The sequence below is a fragment of the Paenibacillus sp. FSL R7-0273 genome, from assembly GCF_000758625.1.
Classification (GTDB): Bacteria; Bacillota; Bacilli; order Paenibacillales; family Paenibacillaceae; genus Paenibacillus_AQ.
The window spans coordinates 1,798,554-1,823,998 of the sequence record NZ_CP009283.1 but is presented as its reverse complement, the minus strand read 5'-3'; the positions used below and the strand labels follow the sequence as shown (position 1 = coordinate 1,823,998).

The following is a 25,445-nucleotide window of genomic DNA, read 5'->3' as shown; positions in this document are numbered from 1 at the left end:
ACCGTAATCAGGAGCCGGCCGCTGTTGTATGTTATTCCTTGTTTCTGGCTACAATCGCCGCCGCTTCCTGCGTCAGCTTCGCATAGGCATCCTTAATGGAGGTCTGCTCGTACATAATCTGCTGCTCCAGATCCACCATAAGCTTATCAATTTCAGTCGCTCCTGCCGGAGCAGGCGGATCAAGCGGGCCGCTATGCTCTGCTACGACTTCCATATAATCCGCTACCGCCTTCATCTCAGGCTCGAATTGCTCCATCAGGGCAGCGCGCACTGCGCTTGAGACCGGCATGCCGCGGTTGGCGTTCAGGATTTTGTTCGCTTCCACATCGTTGACGAAATAGCTGATAAATTTGGCAGCCGCCTCTTTTTGGGTGGAATTGACCGAGATGGAGAAATGCATCCCCGGCCGCACATCCATCGCTTTATCCGAATCAGGACCAGGCATCAGAATCATCTGCAGCGGTCTGCCCGCAGCCTTGACAATACCCGGATACTGGTTTGTGTAGGCGACCATGACCGCAGACTGGCCTTTTACCAGGAAGGATTCCTCCGGGTTCTTGACTGACAGGGAGGCATCCATTTTGGGAATCAGCCCCTCCTTGGACCATCCCTGCCGGTAAGTAAAGAAATCCGTGTACAGCTTCTCGTCAAAGCCGATTCCCGTCTCCTCGGCTGCGATCGTCTGGCCAAACTGGCGTGCATAATAAGCAAGCGTAAAATTGATGTTGAACAGATCGTCTGCACCGTAAGCCCCGGTAACCTCCTTCAGCTTGCCCAGATCCTCATGCAGCGCTTCCCAGTTTGCATATCCTTTCTCGGGTATGGTCAGGCCGGCTTTTTCATACGCTGCCGGATCGACGATCATCACCCTGGCATTAACGCCAAGCGGTATCCCGTACAGCTTGCCGTCAGCGCCTCTTCCGCCGGACAATGTATTTTCCCCGATATCCGCAACATCGATGGTACCGTTTTCAACATATTGATCCATCGGCTCCAGCAGCCCTTTGTCCAGGAACTGGTTCGAATCGCTTGAGCCCACGTAAAAGTTAACGACATCAGGCATATTATTAGAGGCCGCGAGCAGCGTAAGCTTTTGGAAATACCCGTCAAAGCCCTGATATTCCGGTGTGAAGGTAGTTCCCGGGTTGGTCTTGGAGTAGAGATCGAGCACCTTGGACGTCAAATCATGCCGCTCCTGATTGCCCCACCAGATGATCCGGAGATTGCCGCCGCCCGCATCCGGTGTACTGCTGCTCGCCGTTTGACCGGCAGGCTGCGCGGTTCCGTCCGGCTCTGCCGTATTTGAGTTGCCTCCTGAACACCCGGTCAGCGCAAGAATACCGGCAACAGCCGCAATCATCATACTGGAAAAACGTCTCTTCATTGGTTAGCGCCCCTCTATTGTTGTTATTTGTTAACCTGAACGTATCTGTGTTGTCCGGGCCCGGATGCTGCAATACGTTTCTATATCTAAAATACACCGCTTCACGCTTCTCCAACATGGAAAAAACAGAGGTTCTTCCTGAAAGAAATCGAGTTCTTTCAGGAAGGCAGCTGCTTCTGCCCCTCACTGCCGCGCATATATTCCGTCGGCGTCATGCCGGTGTATTTCTTGAACAGCTTGGAGAAATATTGGGCGTCCTCCGGATACCCCAGCATGACCGCAATATCATAAATCCTCAGCTCCCGCTCCTGCTCCATCAGCCTTTTGGCCGATTCCATCCGCAGCTGCAGCAGGTAACCGGAGAATTTACTGCCTGTTTTTCTGGTGAACATTTTGCCCAGATAATCCACATTTACATAGAGCAGCTCGCTGCCGATCCACTTCAGCGATAAATCGGGATTGCCGAGATTATCCTGCACGATCCGCAGCACGGAGTCGATCAGATCATTCTGCCGTTTAGCTGTCCGGCCGGAATGGCGTGCAGCCAGCTCCAGCGCCGTTTCCTCCAGCAGCTGAAAGGCTTCGCGCAGGGAAGGCATATTATACAGCTGCGGAATTGCGGTGACATACTCATCCAGCCCTCCTTCACTCTGCCGGATCACCGCCAGAAACAGCTCCAGGCACAATTTCCGTGCAGCCGCTGCATCATGTACACCGTTTCCCAGCAGTCCCCCCGCTTCATTAAGCGTGTCCCTTATCTCCGCCGCATTACCGGCGCGGACAGCCAGCACCAGCCGTTCCGATACATTGGCTGCATCCACCGGAAGCTCCTTTTCGGCATCCGGCACATCCTGCGGAGTCACAATAAAGCCCTCCTGAAAAGGCAGTCCAAAGCTCAGGCAGCGTCTCACCGTATCGTACATGGAGCGGATCGCTGTGAAGCCCCCTTCTTTGCTGACAGCTACAGAGCATTCAAGCTTGTAATAAGCTTTATAAATCCGCTGAACCTGCTTGACCTTTGCCGCGAGCTGTCCGAAATCAACGGCCTTTACAAGCAGGAGCACCTGGTCCCGCACCACTGTCGTTAAATAGGCCCCCTCGTCCCTGAATACCTCCCCGGCAATATTCCTGAGCGCAAATTTATGAATATACTCCGTTTCCCCGTGGAAGCCAAACAGCACCAGCTTGAACAGCTGCTGCTCGATCATGAACAGATCCATGAAATAATCGCAGTCCTGCTTGTTGTACATGCCGGTGAGCACAATATCGCGCAGCAGCTGTTCTTTTACATGGGGCAGCACCTTTTTAAAATCATTCTGCAGACGCTCCACAAATTCCGCATGCTCTGACCGGCGTTTCAGCTCGGCGGCCACGGTGTGGAGAACCTCAAGAATTTTCATCTCGTTGCTCGGCTTCAGCAGATAATGCTTCACTCCCTGGGCCATCGCTTCGCTTGTATAGTCATATTCACCGTAACCTGACAACACAATATACTCCGTGTGCGGAGACTCTGCCCTGAGCTGCCGGATCAGGTCCAGTCCGTTCATCAGCGGCATCCGGATATCTGTAATGACGATGTCAGCCGGTTCCCGGCGGAACCGCTCCAGCGCCTCCGCTCCGTTATAGGCCGGCTCAAGCAGCCGGAACCCGTTCTTCTCCCAAGGAATCAGACTGGAAATCCCCTGCACCACCAGCTCCTCATCATCAACGAGCAGTACTTTATACATCACCGCTGCCTCCTTTAGGTATCGTAATCCGCACACAGGTTCCTTTGCCGGGCTCGCTCTCCATGCCAATGCCATATTCCCCGCCGAAAGCCAGCTGCAGCCGCTCATGGATGTTCCTCAAGCCGATTCCTGTCCCTTTAGCCTCATAGTCCAGACTCCGCAGACGCTCCAGATAATCCGCGCCGATGCCGGGCCCGTCGTCACTGACGGCAAAGACCAGATCACGGCCGTTATTAATGGTTTCGGAATGAATGGTAATATGGCATACCCCGGCTGTCTGGTCTACGGCATGGTACACCGCATTTTCAACGACCGGCTGCAGTGCAAATTTCGGAATCAGACTGTCCATTGCCCCGCTCTCCACCTCTGTGCTGAAATCAATCCGCTTGCCGTAACGCACCTTCTGGATATACATATAGCTGGTTATCAGCTCAAGCTCCTCGCGCACGGTCACCATGGTACGCTTGTTATCCATCGCCCCCCGGAGCAGCTGGCTGAGGGACTCCACCATGGTTGAGATCACCTCATCGCTTCGCATCCGGGCCATCCAATTGATCGAATTCAGCGTATTGTAGAGAAAATGCGGATTGATCTGCGCCTGCAGCGCCCGGTACTCCGTATCCTTGATCACTATCTGTTTCTTATAATTGTCATCGATTAGCTGCTCGATATTGCGGATCATGCTGTTGAACCTTTTGTGCAGATAACCGATCTCGTCCATTTGTGCGGCCGCACGGATGTCCAGCAGGGAAGCGCTGAAATCCCCCTTTTCGGCACTGCGCATCTGTCTGGCCAGCTGGTCAATCGGGCGGGTGAAGCCTTTGGCGAACAGGTAGCTGATGGTACAGGCAATGATAAGGAGGGCTCCGGCAATCAGCAGAATGGCGTTTCGCAGCACTTTTTTCTCCTGGAACACTTCGTCATAGGGAATTACGCTGATATAGGTCCAACCCGTCGCCGGGGATTGCTTATACGCAAGAAAATAAGGCTTACCGTTTATATGCTGCAAAAGGGAGCCTGTGCTGCCGGTCAGCGGGATTGCCGCAATTTCAAAGCGCTGAAGGCTCTCTGCCGCAGGACGGTACAGCATACGTGACCCGGATAAAACGAACAGCTCTGTTGCTGTGCCGGCTTCCGGCCGGAAGTGGCGCTCAACGAGTCTCTGGTAATCAATCTGAAAAATCAGCGTGCCCAGCGGCTCCAGAATCGGCTCAAAAATCGACCGGACCTCCCGGGCCAGCGTCAGCCCCTCCTCCGTCTGCTGCGGTTCAATCCATACGCCTGAACCCTGCCGTTCATGTGCGGTCCGGACAATTCCGTCCACATCCTCCTCCTGATTCATCACTCTGTTCTGCCCGACCAGAAAGTCGTAGCCGCTCGTATTCAGGAACCGTATGGAAGCGATGCTCTCTTCGGAGAACATGTATTGTGCAATTTTATTCTTGAAATCCGTTGTCCGGACCGTGCGCTCGTAGGCGGAGATCCCCCCCTGTATGCTGACCAGCTGCTCCTGGATTCTGGAATCCAGCGCCATGTTCATCGACAGCTCCTCGATATTGCTGATCTCGTTCTCAATGCCGGAGACAGACAGGTTCATAGCGCGGGAGGCCTGCTCGTATAGCATTTCATCATAGGTTTTAAAAGAAAGGGTCGTGACCGCCAGGAATCCGGCACATACCAGCAGGATCAGCAGCAGCATAAAAAACACCAGCCGGTGGAAAATCTTCATCCGTTTGATTAGTCCAAGCATAGGTTAGCTCCTTTGCATCTGGCGTATGGTTAGCGCTTACATAAAAGCAGGTCAGCCTGCCCTGAATTGATTATTAAGTATGTGAAGTACTATGTACTTTGTCAAGTATGTAATAAAATCTAACGAACAGGTACCTGGACTGTACAGCAAAAAGCCCCCGGGATATATCCCGGAGGCTTACAAACGTATACTCAGCTTAGAATTTGATGATCCCCGACGTATGCAGCAGCACCAGGAAGACAAGCACCGGAGCCACATAACGCAGGGTGAACAGCCAGATGCGGAACCAGCGGGCATTAAGTCCGGCTGCATCCGCCGCGCCTTTCCAGAAGTATCCGGCAAAGAGAGTGATCAGCAGGCCGCCAAGCGGCAGCATGATGTTGGAGGTAATGAAGTCCATCCAGTCAAACAATGCTTTGCCCCCGAAGGTAAGCTCAGGGAACATCCCCAGCGACATAGCGGACGGAACACCGACCAGGAAACAGACCAGCGACAGAATCCAGACCGCACGCGGACGGCTCCAGCGGAAGCGTTCCATAGCGTAGGATACCGGAACTTCAAGCAGGGATACCGCCGAGGTCAGAGCGGCAATCGCCAGCAGAATGAAGAACAGTCCGCCGAAGAAGGCGCCGAAAGGCATCGCAGAGAACGCTGCAGGCAGCGCGACAAAGATCAGCGAAGGCCCCTGGTCTGGAGCAATGCCGAACGAGAACGTTGTCGGGAAAATGATCAGGCCGGCAATGAACGCGTAGAGCAAATCACCTGCGCCGATGGCCAGTGTGGCGCTGCCGAGTGACTGGTTTTTGTCCACATATGAGCCGTAAGTCAGCAGAATCCCCATCCCGAGTGACAGCGAGAAGAAGGCATGTCCCAGCGCAACCAGTGCAGATTCTGCTGTCAGCACCGAGAAGTCCGGTTTAAGGAAGAATGACACGCCTGCAGATGAGCCCGGCAGTGTAACCGCACGGATCATCAGGACAATCAGCAGAACAACAAGGCCCGGAATCAGGACTTTGTTAAATTTCTCAATCCCGCCGGATACGCCGAGAATAACGACAGCCGCTGTGATCAGCATTGCAATACCCTGCCATACAATCGGCATATACCCGGAGACGAAGGAACCGAACTCCCCGGCATAATCAGTAGTACTAAACAGCTGTCCGTTGAAGGAAATGACCGCGTACTGCAGGGTCCAGCCAGCAACAATGACATAGAAGGAAAGGATCAGAAACGGTGCGATTACCTGCAATATTCCGGCTACCTTCCAGCCTTTACCGCCGCCGGCACGGATGAATGAGCTTGCGGCGCTTCCGCGTCCGCTGCGTCCGATAGCCAGCTCAGCCAGCAGCACCGGCAGACCGATTAATACCAGACAGACAATAAAGAGCAGGAAGAAGGCTGCGCCCCCGTTTTCCCCTGTAATATAAGGAAACTTCCACATATTCCCCAGACCCACCGAGCTGCCGATGGCTGCAAAAATGAAGCCGCTGTTCGAGAAACGTTCCTTTTTCTCCGTCAGCAGGCTTTGTTGACCTTTTTGTTGATTCATGTACTGACCCCATTTTTTTTGTTTTTTATGCCCCATTATAGCTTATATAACGCGTATGTGTCATATATTTTTTCAATTCATTGCCGCGTTAAAATATGTCAGTGTATATTTTGTGAATTCAAGGGCATTTTCAAATCAGGACCACTGGCTAAAGCCCCAAAAAAAGACAAGCCGGCGGCTTGTCCCTTAAAGAACTTTTCTATATAAAATATGTTTGTCTGCGAGTCCTCAGCATCTCACATGCCGGCGCTTGAACCCAAGCTTCTGCCCTTTATCCATCGCCTTCTCAATGTTCGCATAGGCATGAATGTGCTTGCTCTTCCCCTTATTGTCTGCGACTTCTACCGGTCCTACCTCTTTGGCTGTTACGGCAGCCTGCTCATGAAGCGGCACATAAGAGGTGCTCACTGTGTAGAGGAAGTTATTCATCGAATATCGGGTCCGTTCGGGCGCATCGTGAATGGTATTCTTCACCAGTTCCAGCATGCCGGAAAGCTTGTCCGCATCAAATTCTCCGTCCTTCCGGCTGCCTAGCAGCCAGCAGTAACAGCTCCAGCCCGCTGACATCCGCAGATCCTCGCCGCTGGCAATCCACTTATCAGCCACCTGCTGGGCAATATCCGCCTCCGCGAGGGTCACCGCCACCACAAAATCGGACAGCATATAAAAGTAGGCACCATCCATCCACCTGTCGTAATCGGCTTCGGTCATGCCATTGGGATCAGCGATAATTCCGGCAAAATACATCGCGTCATAGTTGCCGGTTGCATACAGCTGCTCGGCCAGCTCCTGATTAATCCCGGTCTGCTTGAAAATCGGCTTCATCGCCCCGGTCGCCACGCCGAACAGCGGCTCCTGCGCACCGTTTGAGCAGTACATTTTCTTCGTGCGTTCCTTGCCGAGGGCTTCGAGCTCCTGCATTACCGTTTCTGCATTCATCTATAACACGTCCTTAGCCTTAGATACTGAAAGTGTACTTCACAGCTGTCGTGGCTGCAAGTGAGGCTGTTAGTTAGTGAGCGGAACGGAGTGGACTGAAATTTGTTGACTAATGGCGGTGAATTCGTACGGGTAGCGCTCCCACTTGTCTATTGGCGGAAGAATTCATACGGGTGGCCCACCTACAATTAGTTGGATTTTCGCCGCCTAATTCCGTCATTCTTCAGGATTTTGGATATTTAGTTGGAAAAACCGCACTTAATTTCAACCAAAAGCCTCTTAAGAGCAAAAACGGCAAGATTAAGTGACCTTTTTCCACCTAATTAACTTTTCCTTGCTGATAGTCCAGAATTAGGTGACCTTTTTCTACTTAGGTTGGCTAATTCTAATTGTAGATGCTCCCCTTGCCGTCTCAGCCCTCCAGCTGCACCCGGATCACAATATCCTGATCGTGATTGCCGAACCCCGCCCCGTACAGCGTCAATCCGCCGATATGGGCGGCCTGCTCTTCGACCGCAAAACGCAGCGTCCAGAACGGCTCCTGGAGCCGGACATCCCGGACAGTCACCTCCGACATCCGTTCCCCGTCGATCCAGGTGCCTGAGGCGTCGATGCGGATGGTCTTGAGCAGCCCGTACTGGTTCACATTGCGGTGCCACCATGCCGGAGTGTATTTGCCGCGGGCGGCCCTGCCGAAGTCGGCGGGACTGGTCCAGGTGCCGAGCTGGATGCCGTTGAAGGTAAAGCTGATATCCGACGGCCAGTCATCCTTCAATCCCGGTGCCTCCGAGGCCAGCTCCATCGAAATTTCAAGCGCTTCGACATGCTGGCCGGGCAGCAGATAATTCGGCGTTTTATACTCCACATAACCTTTGCCGAACCACAGGATTGCCGCATTCACCCGCTCGGGGTCATAGAAGTAGCGCGGATCATCCCACACCCCGATCTCCATCTCACGGGTACCGAGCCCGCAGGTCGGATGCACCTCAAACGAGGTATAATGGCCGACAGAAATACTCTGCTCCCTGACCCTCTGATTGCGGTGCGCCGACGGCAGCTCGACCTCAATATGCTTTTCCTTGAGAAAACACAGCTTGTGCGTCCCCCCGTTCAGCCTTACTCTGCGGCTCCCCAGCAGTCCGGCCTGCTCCAGCTTACGGATATGCATAGTTACAATAGAAGGACTGAGCTCCAGCCGGGAGGCAATCTCCTTCATATTCATCTCCTGCCCGGCAAGCAGGCTCATAATCCGCCATCTCACCTCGCTTGCCAGTGCTTCATACAGCGGCAGATATTGCTTGTCCCCGTTTGCCCTGATCATAGATGTCATACACCCTCTGCAATTGAATTCATATATTTATTAATTTAAATGATTTAACATTCCTGAGCAACCCTAAGCCATTGCAAGTTTTCCAGTGATATTGTTTAATTTCATTAGCTGGCGATTATCCTAGATTCATATATATAAGAATTCAAAAACGAGGTGGATATTATGATATACAACAATCCGGTCATCAAGGGCTTTTACCCGGATCCGAGTGTCTGCAGGGCAGGAGATATCTATTATCTTGTCTGCAGCTCCTTTCAATTCTTCCCAGGCGTTCCGCTGTTTGAGAGCAAGGATTTGATCAACTGGACGCAAATCGGCCACTGTCTGACCCGGGAGAGCCAGGTACAGCTTGGAGAAGTGGGCAGCTCCGGCGGGGTGTTTGCCCCTACGATCCGCTACAACAACGGACGTTTCTATATGACAACAACCAATGATTCCTTGCGCCAGAACTTTTATGTATGGACTGACGATATTTACGGGGAATGGTCGGAGCCTATCTTTGTTGATCAGGGCGGAATCGATCCGGATCTGTATTTTGAGGACGGCCGTGCTTACTTTATGAGCAACGGCCAGGACGACAACGGTGTTGGCGGAGTCGTTCAATGTGAGATTGACATCGCTACCGGACAAAAGCTCTCCCCGAGCCGGACGATCTGGCAGGGTACAGGCGGACGTTATCTGGAAAGTCCCCATATGTACCTTATCAACGGACGTTATTATCTGATGGCGGCTGAAGGCGGAACCGAGTACGGCCATATGGTTATTTATGCCCGGAGTGAGCAGCTGTCCGGCCCGTTCGAGTCCTATTCGCACAACCCGGTACTGACCAACCGTAATCTGGGCGGCTATGAGCTGCAGGGTGTCGGACACGGCGACCTTATCCAGGACCCTCGCGGTAACTGGTGGATGCTGCATCTGGGCTTCCGCCAGACCGGCCGCTGGCTGACCTTCCACCATCTGGGACGCGAGGTATTCCTTACTCCGGTAACCTTTGATGAGGACGGCTGGTTCACCGCAGGGCATAACGGCACCACACTGAGCAGCTTCGAGACAGACCGTTTTCCGGAAAATACAGTCCAGGAGGACAAAAAGCACTATACCTTCGGCAATACCGACTGGAGCCTCGACTGGTGTTATCTGCGCCACCCGGCGACGGGGAATTACAAGCTGGAGCCTGAAAAAGCAACGTTAACGGGCACCGGGGTTACCTTGGATGTTCCGGCTTCCCCGAGCTTCATCGGCATCCGTCAGAGAGACTTCGATGCCGTTATTTCCTGCAAAGTGAAGCTTACGGGAAGCGGCGAGGCCGGTCTTACCTTGTACATGGATGAGCTGCATCACTATGATCTGGCGGTAGTCCAGGATGAGGACGGCTGCCGGGTGATTGAGCGGCTGAACATCGGGGATATCAAATCGGTCGAGCATACCGCTGCGCTCAATGGCCAGCTGGAAGCGACGCTGATTATTAAATCCGCATCTGAACGCTACAGCTTCTTCCTTCAGCAGCCAGACGGCGGAGAGCTGCCGCTCGGAACCGTGCATACGAAATACCTCTCCTCCGAGGTGGCCGGCGGCTTTACCGGCGTGCTGATCGGACTGTATGCCACAGGTGAAGGCTCGGCAGCTGAATTTACTGAGTTTGCGTGCGAGTATAAGTAGAACGATACAATGTGTGGCATGTAAAAGAGGCCCTGCCTTCAGCTTCAAGCTGACTGGCGGGGCTTTTTTTGTAAAACCGGAATTCCCAGTGACAGCGCACACTTGTCTCCCCAACGCTACTGCTCCTCTTGACTTGCCGGATAGGCTATTCCATCTATAACGGACAGAGATGACCTTATCTTCCTCATATATCGGCTCTGTTTTTTGTAACGGACTCCAGTGCTCTTATTTACCAAAATCAGCTCAGAAAACGCCCACACAGCCAACAATAAGCGCACCTCGGTCCGTTAGCCTGCCAAAATTGTGTTTTTAGAGAGAATAAGGGCTGTATGGTCCGTTAGACTAAGCAGAAAGTGATAGTGTAACGTAGTGAGGGCATCTGTTAAACTATCGGAATTCGTTATACGGCGGGCTTTTCCGGCTGTTAAAGCGGCATGCAAAAAAAGAACGCCGCCCGTTTAGGGGCAGCGCTCTTTCATAGGTCAAGCTATAGAACGGAATCCGGTTCATCCCCCGGAAGGAGGTCAATCCTGCAGGCTCCCAGCCTTTTTCAGTGCAGGCTTACTTGGAAGCCTGGTAGGCTGCCAGGAATTCTTTTACCTTGGCCGGATCAGCTGTAAGCACATTACCTGTGTCGATCAGCGGGCTGACGGTGGAAACGGCTTTGAGCTTTTTACCGTTGTAGAAGGCCAGGATTTCATCCTGATTGATGGAGTAGAGCACCGCTTTGCGCAGATCCACACTATTCGCCACTTCACGGTTTTGCGTATTGAACAGCAGGTAGCTCACAGCATTACTAGGAATGCTCTTAAGCTGCAGCTTGCTGTCGCCTTCAACAACGTCATACTTGGTTTCAGGCACGCCGTAGTACACATAGATTTCGCCGCTGCGCAGAGCGGACAGTGTGCTGTCAGCATCGGCAATAAAGCGTACATTTACCTGATCAATCAGCGCTTCATTGTCTGTGCCTTTTTGATAAGCAGGGTTCTTCAGGAAGATCCCTTCATAGTCGTTCTTGGAGGACAAAATGTAAGGGCCGCTGGCATACAGGGTGTTATTGTACTGGTCGCCCTCTGTTACTGTGTTCTGGTCACCGTAAGGAATGTCCTTGTTCACGTCGAAGGTAGCCACATCATAAGTGTTGATGCTCTCTACCTGCTTTTTGGAGACGATACCGGCCGATTGGTGCGCCAGGTAGTTCAGTACCTGCGGGAACGGCTCGGTAGTAGTCAGCTTGATAACCTGGTATTTACCCTTTGCGTTGTCAGCCTGTTTTTTGTCAGCTACCAGCTCGGAGATCGGTGCATCAAGCCCTTTTTCCAAAGCTTCTTTAACCGTACCGTTTCCGCCTGCCACCTTAATGGAGCCCAGAGCGTTCAGGTCAGTGAATACTTCAACCGTGTTAATGTGCTCGTGCAGGCTGTAAGTACGGTGATCCGGCACAGAGTCCTTGTTCTTGGCACGATCAAGTGAGAATACAACATCGTCGCCGCCTACGCGCTCACCGGTATCCACTGCTTTTTTATTCTCGATTTTGGCAAAATTGATATCATCACGCAGAATAAAGTAGTAGTCCTGGTTGCCGTCTGCAATGGTGTGGTTACGGGACAGCGAAGCGTCGGACGTAATTTTGTCATCGTCAGTCAGGTTGACCAGGCGTACATACATATTCGTATTCAGCTGGTTAATTGAACCGTCATTACCCTTGATCGGGTCCAAAGAGGTCAGCGTAGAGGCAGCCTGGGACAGAATCAGCGGCTCTGTAGTCCGTTTAGCAGTATCGGTAAAGTCAATGTCTTCCCATGCGAGAGCTCGGGATTTAGACAATCTTACGGAGTCCGCCTTGAGAATCTCCTTGTTAACCGCCTGGCTCTTCAGGGAAATATACAATGGAGCGATACGGGCCTCGTCAAATACGAGACGCTGCTCAAATTCCTTGTAGGTCTGTGTATACTCTTCCGGAGTCTGCGTAGCGGCTTCGTTAATCAGCGCGTCAAGCTCAGGATCGGATTGTCTGCTGTAGTCACCGCCGGTTATGAACAAGGAGCGTACCGCGTAATCCGGGTTACCTGTTACAGTAGTCCAGCCGGACAAGGAAACATCATAGTTGCCTGCATCCTCCTGGGCCTTGAAGCTTGCATAGTCAGGCTGAATGTTCAGCTTCACGTTGAAGCCGTTCTTAGTCAGCTGGTCGCGGACAATGTTCAGATCAGACTCATTGCTGCTCATGCCCAGCACATCAATATTAACCGGTGTTCCATCGCCGGCAGGCGCTGTCGCCGGTGCCTCAGAGGCAGCAGGCTCAGCCGTATTGCCGACTGTATTGGATTTGGTTGCTACAGAGCAGCCGCCAAGGACCATTACCGTAGTCAGTAGCAGCGCCAGTGCGGATTTCTTTTTCATTACAATTTCCTCCCCAGTATCTATTAATGTCTCTATGAAAAACGCCGGTTAAGACGAGTTTTCCGTAATCTGTTAAACCAAAACCGTTATTCCATTTTGGGATCAAGCGCATCCCGCAGCCCGTCACCGAAGAAGTTGAACGACAGCACGAGTGCAATGATAGCCAGCCCCGGGAAAATCGCCAGGTAAGAGTTCGTCTCGAGATAGGTACTGCCCAGCTTGAGAATATTGCCCCATTCCGGGATATGGGGTTCAATCCCCAGCCCCAGGAAGCTCAGGCTGCTCGTCGAGATAACTGCACCGCCAATGGTCAGTGTAGCCTTGACAATCATCGGAGCCAGTGAATTCGGAACGATGTGCTTGAAGATAATCGACCGGTTGCTGGAGCCGAAGGCCCGGGCGGCATCCACATACTCAAAGGTGGATACCTGCAGCACGTTGGCCCGCATCGTCCGTGCATAGGTCGGAATAGCCCCGACACTGAGCGCAAGGATCAGGTTCACTGTATTGGCGCCAAAGGCGGCAATGATCGCAATCGCCAGCAGAATGCCCGGAATTGCGTACAGCACATCAAGCGCACGCATGATGATGTTGTCGGTATAGCGGCCATAGTAGCCGGAAATGGCTCCGAGGGTACCACCTATGAACAGCGGCAGGACAGTGGACATGACCCCGACAATCAGGGAGATCCGCGCACCGAAAATAATGCGTGTAAACAGGCAGCGTCCGAAATTATCGGTACCCAGCGGATACGCCAGTGACGGAGGCTGCAAAATCAGCGAGTAGTTGTTATCCACCGCCATACCGTAGTCAAAGGTCACATAGCTGCACACCGATACGGAGAACAGAAAGGCAATAAACAGCAGGCCCAGCATCGCTGTTGTATTGCGGGTCAGCCGCTCCAGTACATCCTCCCAGCCGGCTACAGCAGGATTGCCGCTGTTCCGGATCCGGACAATCAGGATGATGCCCAGCGCAAGTGCAAAGAGATTGCCGGTCAGCGCGGTCAGCAGCAGCGGATAAGCTACCCAGAGCAGCCCCTTCGGAACCTGACGCCGCCGTACAAATCTGACGGTCAGAATCACTGTCAGCAGATGAAAAACAGCAACTGCCAGCAGGATAAACATTCCGGTCAGGAAGGTATCCGCCACGTAGGGCTTGTACAGATTGATTGCCGAAACGGCAATTACCCCAAGCTGGGTCAGCAGAGTGTATACTGCCAGCGTATACTCAGGTGATTTGCGCCTCTGGATCAGCTGGAAGGCTGCAGTGGCAACAAATACATTGCCTGTGACCAGGCTCAATAGCAGTACATAGCCCAAAGCACGGGTAATGCTGCGGATTTCACCATAGACTCTGAGATCTCTGCGGATGAGCAGAGTGACCAGCACCTGCAGGGCTGTAAAAACCCCGTAGACCAGACAGGCAAGCCCTATCCAGGGCTTGATGCTGTGCGCCTCCCAGTCATAGGAGGCGAGCAGCAGGACCAGTGTAATAATAAGGGACCCCGTCCAGGCAAAGCCGGCCTGACGGTATTCCTGGGAGGTTTTGAGCTTAAGCTGTAGTTCACGCCTTTCGGCGTTTGCGTTAACCATGTATGTTCACCTGCTATCAGTATTGTTTCATTTTGGACCGGATACGAGGGTCCACAAAGGCGTATAGAATATCGATCATTGCGTTTATCAGAGAGATGGTGATTGCTGTGTAGACTACACCGCCCATAATGGCCGGAATGTCGGGAATGAACTGCTTATCCACAATGTAGCTGCCCAGTCCGCTGATATTGAATACTTTCTCTGTAACCGCCGCTCCGCCCAGCATCGCTCCGAACTGCAGGCCGATTACGGTCACAATCGGGATGAGCGCATTGCGCACAGCATGCTTCAGCAGCACCTTCCGTCTGCTGAGTCCTTTGGCTGTAGCCGTTATGATATAATCCTCATGGATAACCTCAAGCGTAGACGCCCGGGTCATCCGGGCAATCGCTGCGGTTAATCCTGTTCCGAGCACCACCACCGGCATAATAAAGGTCAGCCAGTTGCCCGGATTAAAGGTCGCCGGCAGCCACTGCAGCTTGATCGAGAAGCCCAGGATAAAGATCAGGCCCTGCCAGAAGCTCGGGATCGACAGGCCGATCAGCGCAATGAGCATGAACGTATAATCGAACCAGGAGTTTGGTCTGGCGGCCGAGATGATTCCGATCGGAATCGCAATCACGACAGCCATCAGCAGCGAGAACAGCGTCAGCTCAAGCGTCACCGGAAATTTCCGGCCGATCGCTGATACAATCTCTTCGTTTCCGGCAAAGGCTTTGCCAAGATCGAACATCGCAATGCCTTTAATATTGTGCCAGAGCTGCACCAGGTAGGACTGATCCAGCCCGTACACCCGGTTGAATTCCATAATCTGCGCATCGGTAGCCGTCTGGCCGAGAATATTGACTGCCGGATCAAACGGTGATATATACAGTATGGTAAATACCAGAACGGCAACCCCGAAAATTACGAATACCGTCATGATCAATCTTTCAAATATGTATTTGAGATAAGGACTGCTGTACAAAAAGATTAACAGATACAACGGCAATCCCGGGATAAAAGACAACGGTAAAAATAGCGGGTGCTGCAGCAGCGCCTGAAAGGTACTGATGAACGTTGATCTGGACAGTCCCTTCTCCTGCAGCCTGTCATCTGCCCGTTCCGCAACTATAAGCTCAAACCGTTCTGCCGCCAGCTTCTTCGCCTCGCCTGCAAGCTCCGCTTCACTGGCCTGCTGTCCGAAGAATCTGGCCTTGCTGTGCAGCTGATCTGTGAACTCTGATTCAAGCTTCTCCTGAAGCCCTGAAGCCACCAGCTCCTCGCGCGTCTCCTTCAATACTGAGGTATGCGCATCACCCGTTTTACGGGCACGGTGGACAAGCAGCGTGAACAGATTGACGGGTGCGCCCAGTACAAGGGCGAAATACCGGTAGGAGTTGTTCTGCAGCAGCTTGCTGTAAGAATCCCCGATGGCCTTGGCGACATTTATGCCTCCGTGTTTTGCCGCCTCCATAATGACTTGCCCTCCTTGCATTCTATATTTTAAAATTGTACTATTCCGATAGATAAGGTATATTTTATTAATAGATTTGTTTATTGTCAAGAAAAGCCCTTAAAAATTTAGCGAAACTGGCAGGTGGAAACATGGAACCGATCTTGAAAGTCAACAACTTGCATATCTCCTTTCAGAGCCATGATGAAGAGCGTCCCGCCGTCCGCGGCGTAAGCTTTGAAGTATATAAAGGGGAAACACTGGGCATTGTCGGTGAATCCGGCAGCGGCAAAAGCGTCACCGCCCGCTCCATTATGAGACTGCTCCCTTCCCCGCCTGCACTATTAAAGGATGGGGAAATTGTTTTTCTGGGAGATAATCTGGCGGCCAAGTCAGAGAAGCAGATGGAACAGATCAGGGGCCGGGAGATCGGAATGATTTTTCAGGACCCGATGAGCTCCCTCAATCCGACGATCCGGATCGGGGAGCAGATCAGTGAAAGTCTGGTCAAGCACCGCAAGCTGTCCCGCAAGGCCGCCAAGCAGGAAGCGCTGGAGATCCTGAAGCAGGTCGGTATCCGGGACAGTGAGGTCCGCTATCGGCAGTATCCGCACGAATTCTCGGGCGGTATGCGGCAGCGCGTAATGATTGCGATCGCTCTGGTCTGCCAGCCGGCGCTGCTCATTGCGGATGAGCCGACCACGGCGCTGGATGTGACCATTCAGGCCCAGATCCTCAATCTGATGAAGCATATGCAGCAGCGGCTCGGCACCTCCATTATTCTTATTACCCACGATCTCGGAGTTGTCGCAGGGATGTGCGACCGGGTAGCCGTTATGAAGAACGGAGAGATTGTGGAGACAGGCACCACCGAGGAGATCTTCGCACGTCCGCAGCATCCTTATACACAGCGGCTGCTGGGCGCCCTGCCGCGTCTGGATGAGAAGAAGAAGCCCAAGCCGCCCGGACTGATTATTCCGGGAGAAGGCAAACGCCCGCTGCTTGAGGTCAGATCGCTGAAGCAGCATTTTGACCTCGGCAAAGGCCGGGTGCTGCGCGCTGTTAACGATATCAGCTTCCATATCCGTGAAGGGGAGACACTGGGCATGGTCGGTGAGTCCGGCAGCGGCAAGTCAACCACCGGCCGTTCGATTCTCCGGCTGCATGAGCCGACCGGCGGTGATGTGCTCTTCCACGGGATGGCCGTTAACCGGCTGAATGCACAGGAAATGAAGACCATGCGCCGCCATATGCAGATGATCTTTCAGGACCCGTACGCCTCGCTGAATCCGCGCTTTAAGGTGATGGATATTATAGGGGAAGCGCTGGATGTACATAATCTCGCCGGCAGCAAGAGCGAGCGGAAAAAGCGGGTCGAAGAGCTGCTGGACCTGGTCGGGCTTGATCCGGCCTTTGCCATCCGTTATCCGCATGAATTCTCGGGCGGACAGCGGCAGCGGATCGGCATTGCCCGCGCGCTTGCGGTCGAGCCGAAATTCATCGTCTGCGATGAGCCGCTCTCGGCACTGGATATGTCGATTCAGGCCCAGGTCGTCAAGCTGCTGGAGGAGCTGCAGCAGCGCCTCGGCCTGACCTATCTGTTCATTGCCCATGACCTGTCCATGGTCAAGCATATCAGCGACCGGGTAGCCGTAATGTACATGGGCCGGATCGTTGAACTCGCCGAAAGCGAAGAATTGTATACGAACCCGCAGCACGAATACACCAAATCACTGCTGGCAGCCATCCCGGTGCCTGATCCAAAGATCGAGGCGGCCAAGAAACGGACACTGCTGGAGGAACAGACCGGCGGTGACAAGTATAATCTGGATAAGTCCAGTCTGGTTGAGATTTCAGAAGGCCACTGGGTAGCCATGCCTACGGGCTGATAACCCGGCGGCAGCATAAACAAGGCAGTCAACCTCACGTTGACTGCCTTGTTCCTTTTAAAGCTTATTTGGCGTTATGGAATTGATACGGTTCATCCAGCCGGGACAGCACGGATACATTATTTATTGTCATTCCTTCTATATTATAGGCTTTCAGGCCGTACTTTCCGATAGCCGATATATTCTCCAGCACAATATTCTGCAGCGGCTGTTCGGGCAGCCCGGCCATAAATACGGCATTGCCGGCATGAGTGTCAAGCACGATGTTCCGGAACGTAATATCACGGATGATTCCAGTGCCCTCATTCACTTCCTCCGCGCGGTCCGGATCGTACTCCTTATGGCCGTAGAACTGGTCAATATTGATAGCTCCCCTGAACCACCGGCAATCCTCATGCTCCAGACTGTAATTACGCAGCGTGCAGTCCTCATACACGATGTTTTCAATGACTGCTCCCCGGCCTCTGGGCGCTTTGACCGTTCCGATGCTGTACACATCCTCGAACGTGCAGTCGCTGACCTTGACATTTCTGACACCGCCGGACATTTCGCTGCCGACGGCTACGCCGAACCCGCTTTTGAACCGGCAATTCGTGATCCGGATATTTTCGGAAGGAATGCCTACGCGCCTGCCCTCCTCATCCCGGCCGGATTTAATTGCTATGCAGTCATCCTGGCTGGCGATCAGCGAATTGAAAATATAGATGTTGCTGGAGGAGTCCGGATTCAGCCCGTCGCCGTTAAAAACATCGGCATATCTGCGGCCATGCTCATCATTCTTCGTATATAAGCTGACGTTGTTTGCAGTGACCTGATTGCAGTAGATGAGATGCACACACCAGGCGGGCGACTGGCGGACGGTAATGTCCTTCAGGTACACATAGTCCGTGCTCCGCAGGCAGACCGCCCGGCCCCGGAAGCCCTCCTTCTCAGCCATCTCCGCCTTGAACAAGGCTGCCCCGTTCGCGTCGATCGTGCCCCCGCCGGCAATGGTAATATGCTCAAGCCGCTCACCGCCGCTGCAATCCGGCGTATTCACAAGACTCGCATAGCAGAGCTGCTCCCGGCCCTCCCAGCGGTAGGTCATCAGCGGATAATACGCCGGCTGCGCACTGCCCAGCAGCACCCCGCCCTTCTCGATGAACAGGGTCATGCAGCTCTTCAGGAAGAGGGCGCCGCTTAGGAATGTGCCTGCAGGCACGTATACCGTCCCGCCGGGGGTACAGGCATCAATCGCCGCCTGGATAGCGGCTGTATTAAGAACTACTCCGCCCTCTACCGCACCGAACACGGTAATATCGAACAGCTCCCCTTCCGGCTTCGTGGACACGGTAACTGTATTACTGCCCGGAGACACTTCTCCGGCTGCAGTTACGGCGCAGACATACACCTTGTATTCCTGCGCAGGCTTAAGCCCTGTCACCGTATAGTCTGCTGCCGTGCATATGCCGTGAATGACATCATTCACATACACCCGGTAACAGGCGATGTCCCCGGAGAGCTCCGGCTTATCCCAGACCACCGCAATGCTTGCATCCGTCCGGGCCGACGGGGGTGACACCAGATTAAGCGGTGTAAGCAGGCTATTATCCTTTGTCTGCATCTTCGTTGCCTCCGTTTTTTTTCATTAGTTCCAGCAGTCTGGCGGTCTCCATATAATTAAGGCTCCATTGGGATATCCCATTGGTGTTGGCATACGGAACCTCACGGACCGGGCGGATATATTCAGCATCCGGTACCTCTGCATACACGGGATTGCCGTGCTCATCCGTCTGGCCGGGAGTATTGGAGCTGTGGTCCGCACCGGCCTGCAGCATATCCAGCGCCTGCTGCATCCGTTCAGGCCTGTTGAAGCGGTACCCTGTATAAGCCGGCATGCGGATACCAAACCTCAGCCCATCCCAGGCCTTGTCATTGCTCTCATTAAACAAGCCGCCTGACGAAATCCTCCGCTCTTCCGGTGTCATGGCGAAATAATCTCCGAACTGGGCCAGCATATCCTTCAGCTCTTCATCCCCGGTCAGCTCCGCCAGCTCGAACCAGATCTCAGGCCCGCCGAAGCAGATAACCATATGATACTGGTAATTCCCTTCGCTAAGATAACCCATCTCCCCGGTCTCCGGGTTATACCGGAAATGGGAGCCGGAGGCCAGCCGGTTCGGTGCCTGTTTAATATTCGCCAGGCCGATCATAATCTTATCGCGATACTTTGTATCCTGGAATCTTTCCCACCGGGTCATCCAGTTGGAGACATACGAGGACCAATCCGGACCGGTCCGGACCTGATAGCAGCCGTCTGCGTCCGCGCTCTGACCGATCCGCGGGGCATAATCGGCATCCTTTACAAAATCCATAAGATCGCCGGTCCGCTCATCGCCTGTAAGATAATAGAAGAAACGGTGGTGCCCGGCCATGGAGATCCGCGGCTCCTTCCATTTGCAGCCCCAGTGGCGCACATTGTGGCGGCTGCCCAGCATCGCATATTCGCCGAGATGATACATGTCCACCTCGCTTGTATGCCGTGTCATCGCCCGGGCGAACCGGAAGATATCATAGTCTCCGGTACGCAGGAACAGCAGCCAGTTCACATAGGTGTTGCACAGCTCCGTGTTCTGCCAGGCAAAGCCGCCGACATCATAACGCCAGTTGTGGCGTACAGGATCATAGGTATGCATCACATCACCATAGTCCCAGAAGCCGTACCATCTCCGCTGCTCTACCTCCTTAATGTAAAAATCCATAAAGCCGAGCAGCGCCCGCTCATGCGCAGCCGTACGGTACTGCTCCTGCTCCGGCGGCTGCCAGTAGGTGCCGAACACCCTGGTCTCCGCATACGCTTCCGGGGCGGCAACCAGCAGCGCATCACCCTGCACATCTGCGGCAAAGTCCAGCACGGCCTGTTTACCCGGCATCCGGTCAAACAGCTTGAGCGTAAGCTCGTTGGTGTTGGCAATCCCCTGCGGATGGTTATTCATATCGCCGTAGGAGAAGGTATGCGATTCCGTATCATACGCCCGGAAGTCATAGGCTTCGGCGTATCTGCTATAGAGCCATACGCTCAGGCAGGGGTTGTCTTCCCTGGCCCCGGTAATCTCCAGCGCCATCGGGCTTTTCTGCCAGAAATCCTTGACCGCCGCCGCCATGATTCCGCTCTCGCTGCCGAAAAAAACGGCTCCGCTGGAACGGTTGCCCTGCGCCGCCGGAATGTAGGCGCACCGGCGGGCAGTGCTTTTGACAATGCTGAAGTGGTCGCAAGAGTCCTGCTGCAGCCGGAAGCTGCTCCAGGCCGCATTATCGCGCACATTCTCCAGCAGCGCCGGTTCCGCGTCCGGGTCGATATGGACAAACTGGCCGGCGGTCTGCTGCCGCTCGTACAGCGGATGGATGCCGCTATAGGTATACAGCGGCTGCACCGCTTCGTAGAACATCCCCGTATCCCCGGCAAAGCCGGCATGGCGGTTCCACAGCTCTCCCGCAGCCTCCATCTGAAAATGCACAGCCAGCCCCTTCAAATAATCGCGGTTCTCATCCGCATCGTAGATGAAGCTGTGAACCATCCGGAGCTCATCGCTTCCGGCATAGAAATAGAGCCGGATCACAAACGGAAAACGACGCTCACTGCTGTTCATATACCGGTGGCTGCCTTCCAGCTTGACGACAGCCCGCAGCGGACCCGCCTCCTCCAGTGTAAGGGTGTCCGTATAACCGATCAGCTTGTGGATGGAAACGGTCTCAAGACCTTCGTCCTCCTTGCGGTTCTCAATCAGGGCGGTTAACTGTGCTGATACAGGCTTCTGGCCGCTCTGTCTGCGTAGCAGGGCCGAAATCAGCTGCCCGCCCGGACGGAGCGTACAGGAGAGCAGCCCGCTCCCGATCTGAACCGAGCCGTCTGCATCCTGGGCTGCTGTAATGCAGGCTTCCGGGGCAGCCTCTTCCCCCTTCTGCATAACATAAGAGGTCCGGGTATCCAGCACCCCGCTGTGCAGCAGCCACTTCACCGAGCCGTCCGGCCAGTAGGCGTTAATCTTGGTCTGAACAGGGACTCCGTTTCCGGCCTCGTCCTGTAACGATACAGGCTCTCCAGGCTGCAGCGCCCCCTGGCTCCACGGCGTACCAAAGCTAACCGGTGTACGCTCCGCCTGTTGTGCTGTCAGCCATTTTAAATGCAGCTTGGACATGCTGTTTTCCACCTCCGGGTAATGTTGTTCCATTTAACTGTGATGAACCAGTGCTTCACTGAAAAGCATCAGCGCAATTCCGGTATTGTACGGTCTGGGCGCGTAAGGCACCTGCAGATAGCCCGCCTTATCCTGACAGTCTGTACCGCCGGACGCATGCAGCACTGTTCCATCCTCCGCCAGATGGTCAGCCAGTATATTCCGCGTAATCTGCCGGCCCCAGTCCCTGAACCGCTCATCCAGCAGGCCGAGCCTGAAGCCTTTGAGTGCAGCATAGGCGAACAATGCGGAGGCACTGACCTCCATATAGGCCTCTTCCTCATCCAGCAGTGTCCGCAGCATCCCATCCTCCATACGGAGCTCATACGCTTGTTCCATATGCCGCTTGAACAGCTCCCCGAACCGTGTGGTATCATACGGCTGCCCCTGCAGCAGCGTCAGCAGCTCCACTACACTTACTGCAGCCCAGCCGTTGCCGCGTCCCCAGTGCTCCCCAAGCCGGGCGTTCTGCAGGCAGTGATAGCCGTGGGAGTACAGGCCGCACTCCGGGTCAAACTGGCAGCGGATATGAATATCGAACTGCTCCAGCGCCCCGCGGATACTGGCATCGTTATCCTCCGCAATACCAAACCGCAGCATGAACAGCCCTGCCATAAACAGCGTGTCGATCCACAGCTGGTTCTTGTAATCCTCCAGACCGCCTGCCCCCGGGCCCCATACATGGGCAAAGCCGCCGTTCGGCGTCCGCAGCGCCCTCTCCATACACCAGTCTGCTACCTCCCGGCAGCTTTCCAGATACCGCGCATTTCCCGTCTCCCTGTATACGCTAAGCAGCGCATTGGCAGGCGCAACCCAGTTCACCGAGCCGTGCCGCAGCTTTTCACCGTTGTCCTCACACCACTTTTGCAAAAAGCCGAAATAGCGCTCCTGCCCGGTCTCCTCATAAGCCTTGATGACCCCGTACAGTGCTACCCCCTGCACCCATTCCCACACATTCAGATCATCATGCTCCTCCCGGCCGTGCAGCTTGTTCCAGAGCTTATCCAGTCCGGCTAGCAGCTCCTCTTTCCTCATAATCCCATCAGTCCCCATATCGTCCTCCCGTATAGGCTTCTTGCGAGTCGTAACCAGACTAACACAATAAAAGTGGGATTACTCCGCAATAAAAGGCATAATACAGTTATATTCCATTTATTTTGCTATAATAATCATTATCCTTTAGTAAGAGAGGAGTTCCGTATGACTGCCCCGCTCTATCCTGATATCCTGCGCTTCGGTACCGATCTGGACCCCTTCAAGCTTGAATTCGACCGGCGCACCGGCCCTTATTCCATGAACAGCAACCATTACCATTTCCAGCATGAGATCTTCTATCTGTTCCAGGGTGAACGGAATTATTTTGTAAAAGACACCGCTTACCATATCCGGCCCGGAGACCTCGTATTGGTCGAATCCAATGCCCTGCACAAAACCTCAGAGTCCGGCAGGCCAAACCATGAACGGATTGTGGTGTATTATTCACCCGGCTTTTTTGAGGCGCTTCGGCCGGAAGAGAAGGAGCTGCTGCTCGCCCCGTTTATCCGGCATACTCCGGTAATCCGGCTGAATCTTCAGGAGCAGCTGCAGGTGGAGCAAATGCTGTATTCCATGCTGGAGGAGATGAACGGGCAGGCACCGGGCTATACACTCAAGCTGCAGAATGTGACGGCCGAGCTGCTGCTCTTCATTGCCAGGACCGTCCGGAAGCACGGCGCCCAGCCGGAGGATCTGACTTCACCCGCACAGCGCAAGGTGACAGAGATTGTCCGCCACATCAACCAGCATTACGGGGAAGCCCTGCAGCTCGACGATATCGCAGAAGCCTTTTATATCAGCAAAAGCCACCTGAGCCGCAGCTTCAAAAAAATCACCGGCTTCGGCTATACGGAATACGTAAATCTCATCCGGGTAAGAGAGGCGGAGCGGCTGCTAAGGGAGACCGGCTGGAGTGTAACGCTTGTATCCGAGCATTGCGGCTTCGACAGCCTCACGCATTTCGGCAAGGTATTCAAGCATATTGCGGGCGTACCGCCCCGTGAATACCGGAAGCTGCACCGTATCTGATCAGCGTGCTTATCCGCCGGCTCAGAATTCCGCACAAAAAGAGCAGCTTCTCCTGAGAAAAGCTGCTCTCTTTGGCTAATATAGCATGGTCCCGTCAGCCGATTACATCCCTGATATGCACCTCGCTGGTTTTGCTCAAATCAATGAATTCATTCTGCGTTAACGCAATGAGCGGTCTTGTCGGATAATTGACATTGGTCAGTACAATCCGGCCCATTCTTCCGTCTGTCAGCGACACCTCGCAGCCGACCTGGCTGGCCAGCAGCGAATCCAGAAACGTCATGCCTATGATAGAATCAAAGCGCTTATGTATAATGCCTTCATGAATACTGTTGATGACTTCAAAGAAAGAAACCGCAGGCCTGTGCGGCCGGTCTGAAATCATGGCCATATAGATATCTGCCAGCGTAACGATTTTGCTCAGCCGGTCGATCTGATCCCCTTTTATCCCATTGGGATAGCCGCTGCCGTCTTCTCTTTCATGATGCTGCAGGGCGACCAGTGCGACACGGGGATCTACTTCGGAATTCGCCAGCAGCTCGTATCCGAGAACGGTATGCTGCTTCATAATCTCAAACTCATGCTTGTCCAGCCTGCCCGGCTTCGTGACCAGTGTGGATGGCAGCCGGACCAAGCCGATATCATACAGACAGGCAGCGGTTGCCAGCAGCTCCATCTCCTCATCATCCAGGCCCAGCCGTCTGCCAAGTGAGGTGGCAATGACTGCAACACCCATGCTTTGCTTGTAACGGTAATCCTCCTGTTCCTTGAACTCCGAGAAAACCTGAAACAGATTGAACCGCTTCGCAGTGTCTTTTATGAAGGGCAGGACCTTCTCCTCTACATCGTCAATCGGAACAATCCCGTTAGCCCTCACCAGCCTGTCAATCTCCTGAAGATGCCTCTCGGCGGCTTTGGCCTTCTGCCGTGATTCTATGCTGGAGGGACGGGGGCCGGCCTGGGCTTCCGCGGCTTCCTCTTCCTCCCCGGTATCTTCAACAGCTTCCTCTACAACTCTAAGCTTGATCCGGAAATTCGCCAGCTTGTCGATATGGCTCTGCAGCAGAACCGTATCCTTCGAGATTAATAAAATCCCTTCCGTGCTGTAAATATTGCTGCTCAGCTTTTTTCCTATAAAAATATCATATGCCTCTAACGACATCTATGGGATCACCCCGCCTTCCTTCCCTTTATTGCGCAGTCCTGCCGGATCGAAATGGATGATCATACATCCGATAGATAGTATTCTAAGCCCTGCAAGAGAAGGTTCATAGCCTTAATCGCCGTTGTTTGCAGAAAATGAATCCTTAGTAATGAGCCCATGCAACCGGCGGACGCCGGATAAGCGTTAAGGACTATGTCACCGTTCCATTTCTTGGGACATTCGGTGGATTGCTTCAGCACGAAATAACAGATTGTTAACAATATAGTTTTTAAGCGTTATCATTTTGAAAATATAATCTTTTAACATAAATCTATAAAAAAAGCTTCCGATTTTAATTAA

16 protein-coding genes are annotated in these 25,445 nt (G+C 53.6%); 3 read left to right on the top strand and 13 right to left on the bottom strand.

Annotation, left to right across the window (positions count from 1 at the left end; all coding sequences use genetic code 11):
• Positions 1-31: 31 nt before the first annotated feature.
• From R70723_RS07825 to R70723_RS07800, 6 genes are all read right to left on the bottom strand, one after another.
• On the bottom strand, positions 32-1,384 hold the full coding sequence (locus R70723_RS07825; protein ID WP_052421227.1) for an ABC transporter substrate-binding protein: 1,353 nt from the start codon (positions 1,382-1,384) through the stop codon (positions 32-34).
• Positions 1,385-1,542: 158 nt separating this feature from the next.
• Complete coding sequence (locus tag R70723_RS07820; RefSeq protein ID WP_039871140.1) at positions 1,543-3,111, bottom strand: response regulator; 1,569 nt, start codon at positions 3,109-3,111, stop codon at positions 1,543-1,545.
• On the bottom strand, positions 3,104-4,861 hold the full coding sequence (locus R70723_RS07815; RefSeq protein ID WP_039871139.1) for a sensor histidine kinase: 1,758 nt from the start codon (positions 4,859-4,861) through the stop codon (positions 3,104-3,106). Before R70723_RS07815 ends, R70723_RS07820 begins: the two co-directional genes overlap by 8 nt.
• A gap of 196 nt (positions 4,862-5,057) precedes the next feature.
• Positions 5,058-6,410 (bottom strand): sodium-dependent transporter, encoded by a 1,353-nt coding sequence (locus R70723_RS07810; protein WP_039871137.1) that lies wholly within the window; start codon positions 6,408-6,410, stop codon positions 5,058-5,060.
• A gap of 228 nt (positions 6,411-6,638) precedes the next feature.
• Positions 6,639-7,349, bottom strand: a complete 711-nt coding sequence (locus R70723_RS07805; RefSeq protein WP_039871134.1) for a DNA alkylation repair protein — start codon at positions 7,347-7,349, stop codon at positions 6,639-6,641.
• Between the two features lie 412 nt (positions 7,350-7,761).
• Complete coding sequence (locus R70723_RS07800; protein ID WP_039871133.1) at positions 7,762-8,670, bottom strand: ArsR/SmtB family transcription factor; 909 nt, start codon at positions 8,668-8,670, stop codon at positions 7,762-7,764.
• Between the two features lie 171 nt (positions 8,671-8,841).
• On the opposite strand from R70723_RS07800, the gene R70723_RS07795 reads away from it, so the two are divergent.
• The gene (locus R70723_RS07795) at positions 8,842-10,338 is read left to right on the top strand and encodes a glycoside hydrolase family 43 protein (protein WP_039871132.1); all 1,497 of its coding nucleotides are present in this window, start codon (positions 8,842-8,844) and stop codon (positions 10,336-10,338) included.
• 561 nt (positions 10,339-10,899) lie between these two features.
• Here the strand turns inward: R70723_RS07795 and R70723_RS07790 are convergent.
• The 3 genes from R70723_RS07790 to R70723_RS07780 form a co-directional block, all read right to left on the bottom strand.
• Positions 10,900-12,741 carry an ABC transporter substrate-binding protein gene (locus R70723_RS07790; RefSeq protein WP_039871131.1) on the bottom strand — a complete coding sequence of 614 codons (1,842 nt, stop codon included), beginning with the start codon at positions 12,739-12,741 and terminating at the stop codon, positions 10,900-10,902.
• An 86-nt stretch (positions 12,742-12,827) separates the two neighbouring features.
• Entirely contained in the window at positions 12,828-14,336 is a 1,509-nt protein-coding gene (locus tag R70723_RS07785) for an ABC transporter permease (RefSeq protein WP_039871129.1), read from the bottom strand.
• Positions 14,337-14,352: 16 nt separating this feature from the next.
• The gene (locus R70723_RS07780) at positions 14,353-15,792 is read right to left on the bottom strand and encodes an ABC transporter permease (protein WP_039871128.1); all 1,440 of its coding nucleotides are present in this window, start codon (positions 15,790-15,792) and stop codon (positions 14,353-14,355) included.
• A gap of 131 nt (positions 15,793-15,923) precedes the next feature.
• Here R70723_RS07780 and R70723_RS07775 point away from each other — a divergent pair, with 131 nt between their 5' ends.
• Positions 15,924-17,660 (top strand): ABC transporter ATP-binding protein, encoded by a 1,737-nt coding sequence (locus tag R70723_RS07775; RefSeq protein WP_039871126.1) that lies wholly within the window; start codon positions 15,924-15,926, stop codon positions 17,658-17,660.
• 64 nt (positions 17,661-17,724) lie between these two features.
• Here the strand turns inward: R70723_RS07775 and R70723_RS07770 are convergent, their stop codons facing one another.
• Genes R70723_RS07770 through R70723_RS07760 form a run of 3 tightly spaced genes read right to left on the bottom strand, consistent with a single transcriptional unit; the run spans position 17,725 to position 22,930 of the window.
• A complete protein-coding gene (locus R70723_RS07770; RefSeq protein WP_039871123.1) occupies positions 17,725-19,263 on the bottom strand; it encodes a glycosyl hydrolase family 28 protein in 1,539 nt (512 codons plus the stop codon).
• A complete protein-coding gene (locus R70723_RS07765; protein ID WP_047171058.1) occupies positions 19,247-21,838 on the bottom strand; it encodes an exo-rhamnogalacturonan lyase family protein in 2,592 nt (863 codons plus the stop codon). The genes R70723_RS07770 and R70723_RS07765 overlap by 17 nt, the downstream gene beginning before the upstream one ends.
• A gap of 33 nt (positions 21,839-21,871) precedes the next feature.
• Positions 21,872-22,930 carry a glycoside hydrolase family 88/105 protein gene (locus R70723_RS07760; protein ID WP_039871120.1) on the bottom strand — a complete coding sequence of 353 codons (1,059 nt, stop codon included), beginning with the start codon at positions 22,928-22,930 and terminating at the stop codon, positions 21,872-21,874.
• A 147-nt stretch (positions 22,931-23,077) separates the two neighbouring features.
• On the opposite strand from R70723_RS07760, the gene R70723_RS07755 reads away from it, so the two are divergent.
• A complete protein-coding gene (locus R70723_RS07755) occupies positions 23,078-23,941 on the top strand; it encodes a helix-turn-helix transcriptional regulator (protein ID WP_039871118.1) in 864 nt (287 codons plus the stop codon).
• A 94-nt stretch (positions 23,942-24,035) separates the two neighbouring features.
• Here the strand turns inward: R70723_RS07755 and R70723_RS07750 are convergent, their stop codons facing one another.
• A complete protein-coding gene (locus tag R70723_RS07750) occupies positions 24,036-25,103 on the bottom strand; it encodes an HD-GYP domain-containing protein (protein ID WP_052421226.1) in 1,068 nt (355 codons plus the stop codon).
• Positions 25,104-25,445: the final 342 nt, after the last annotated feature.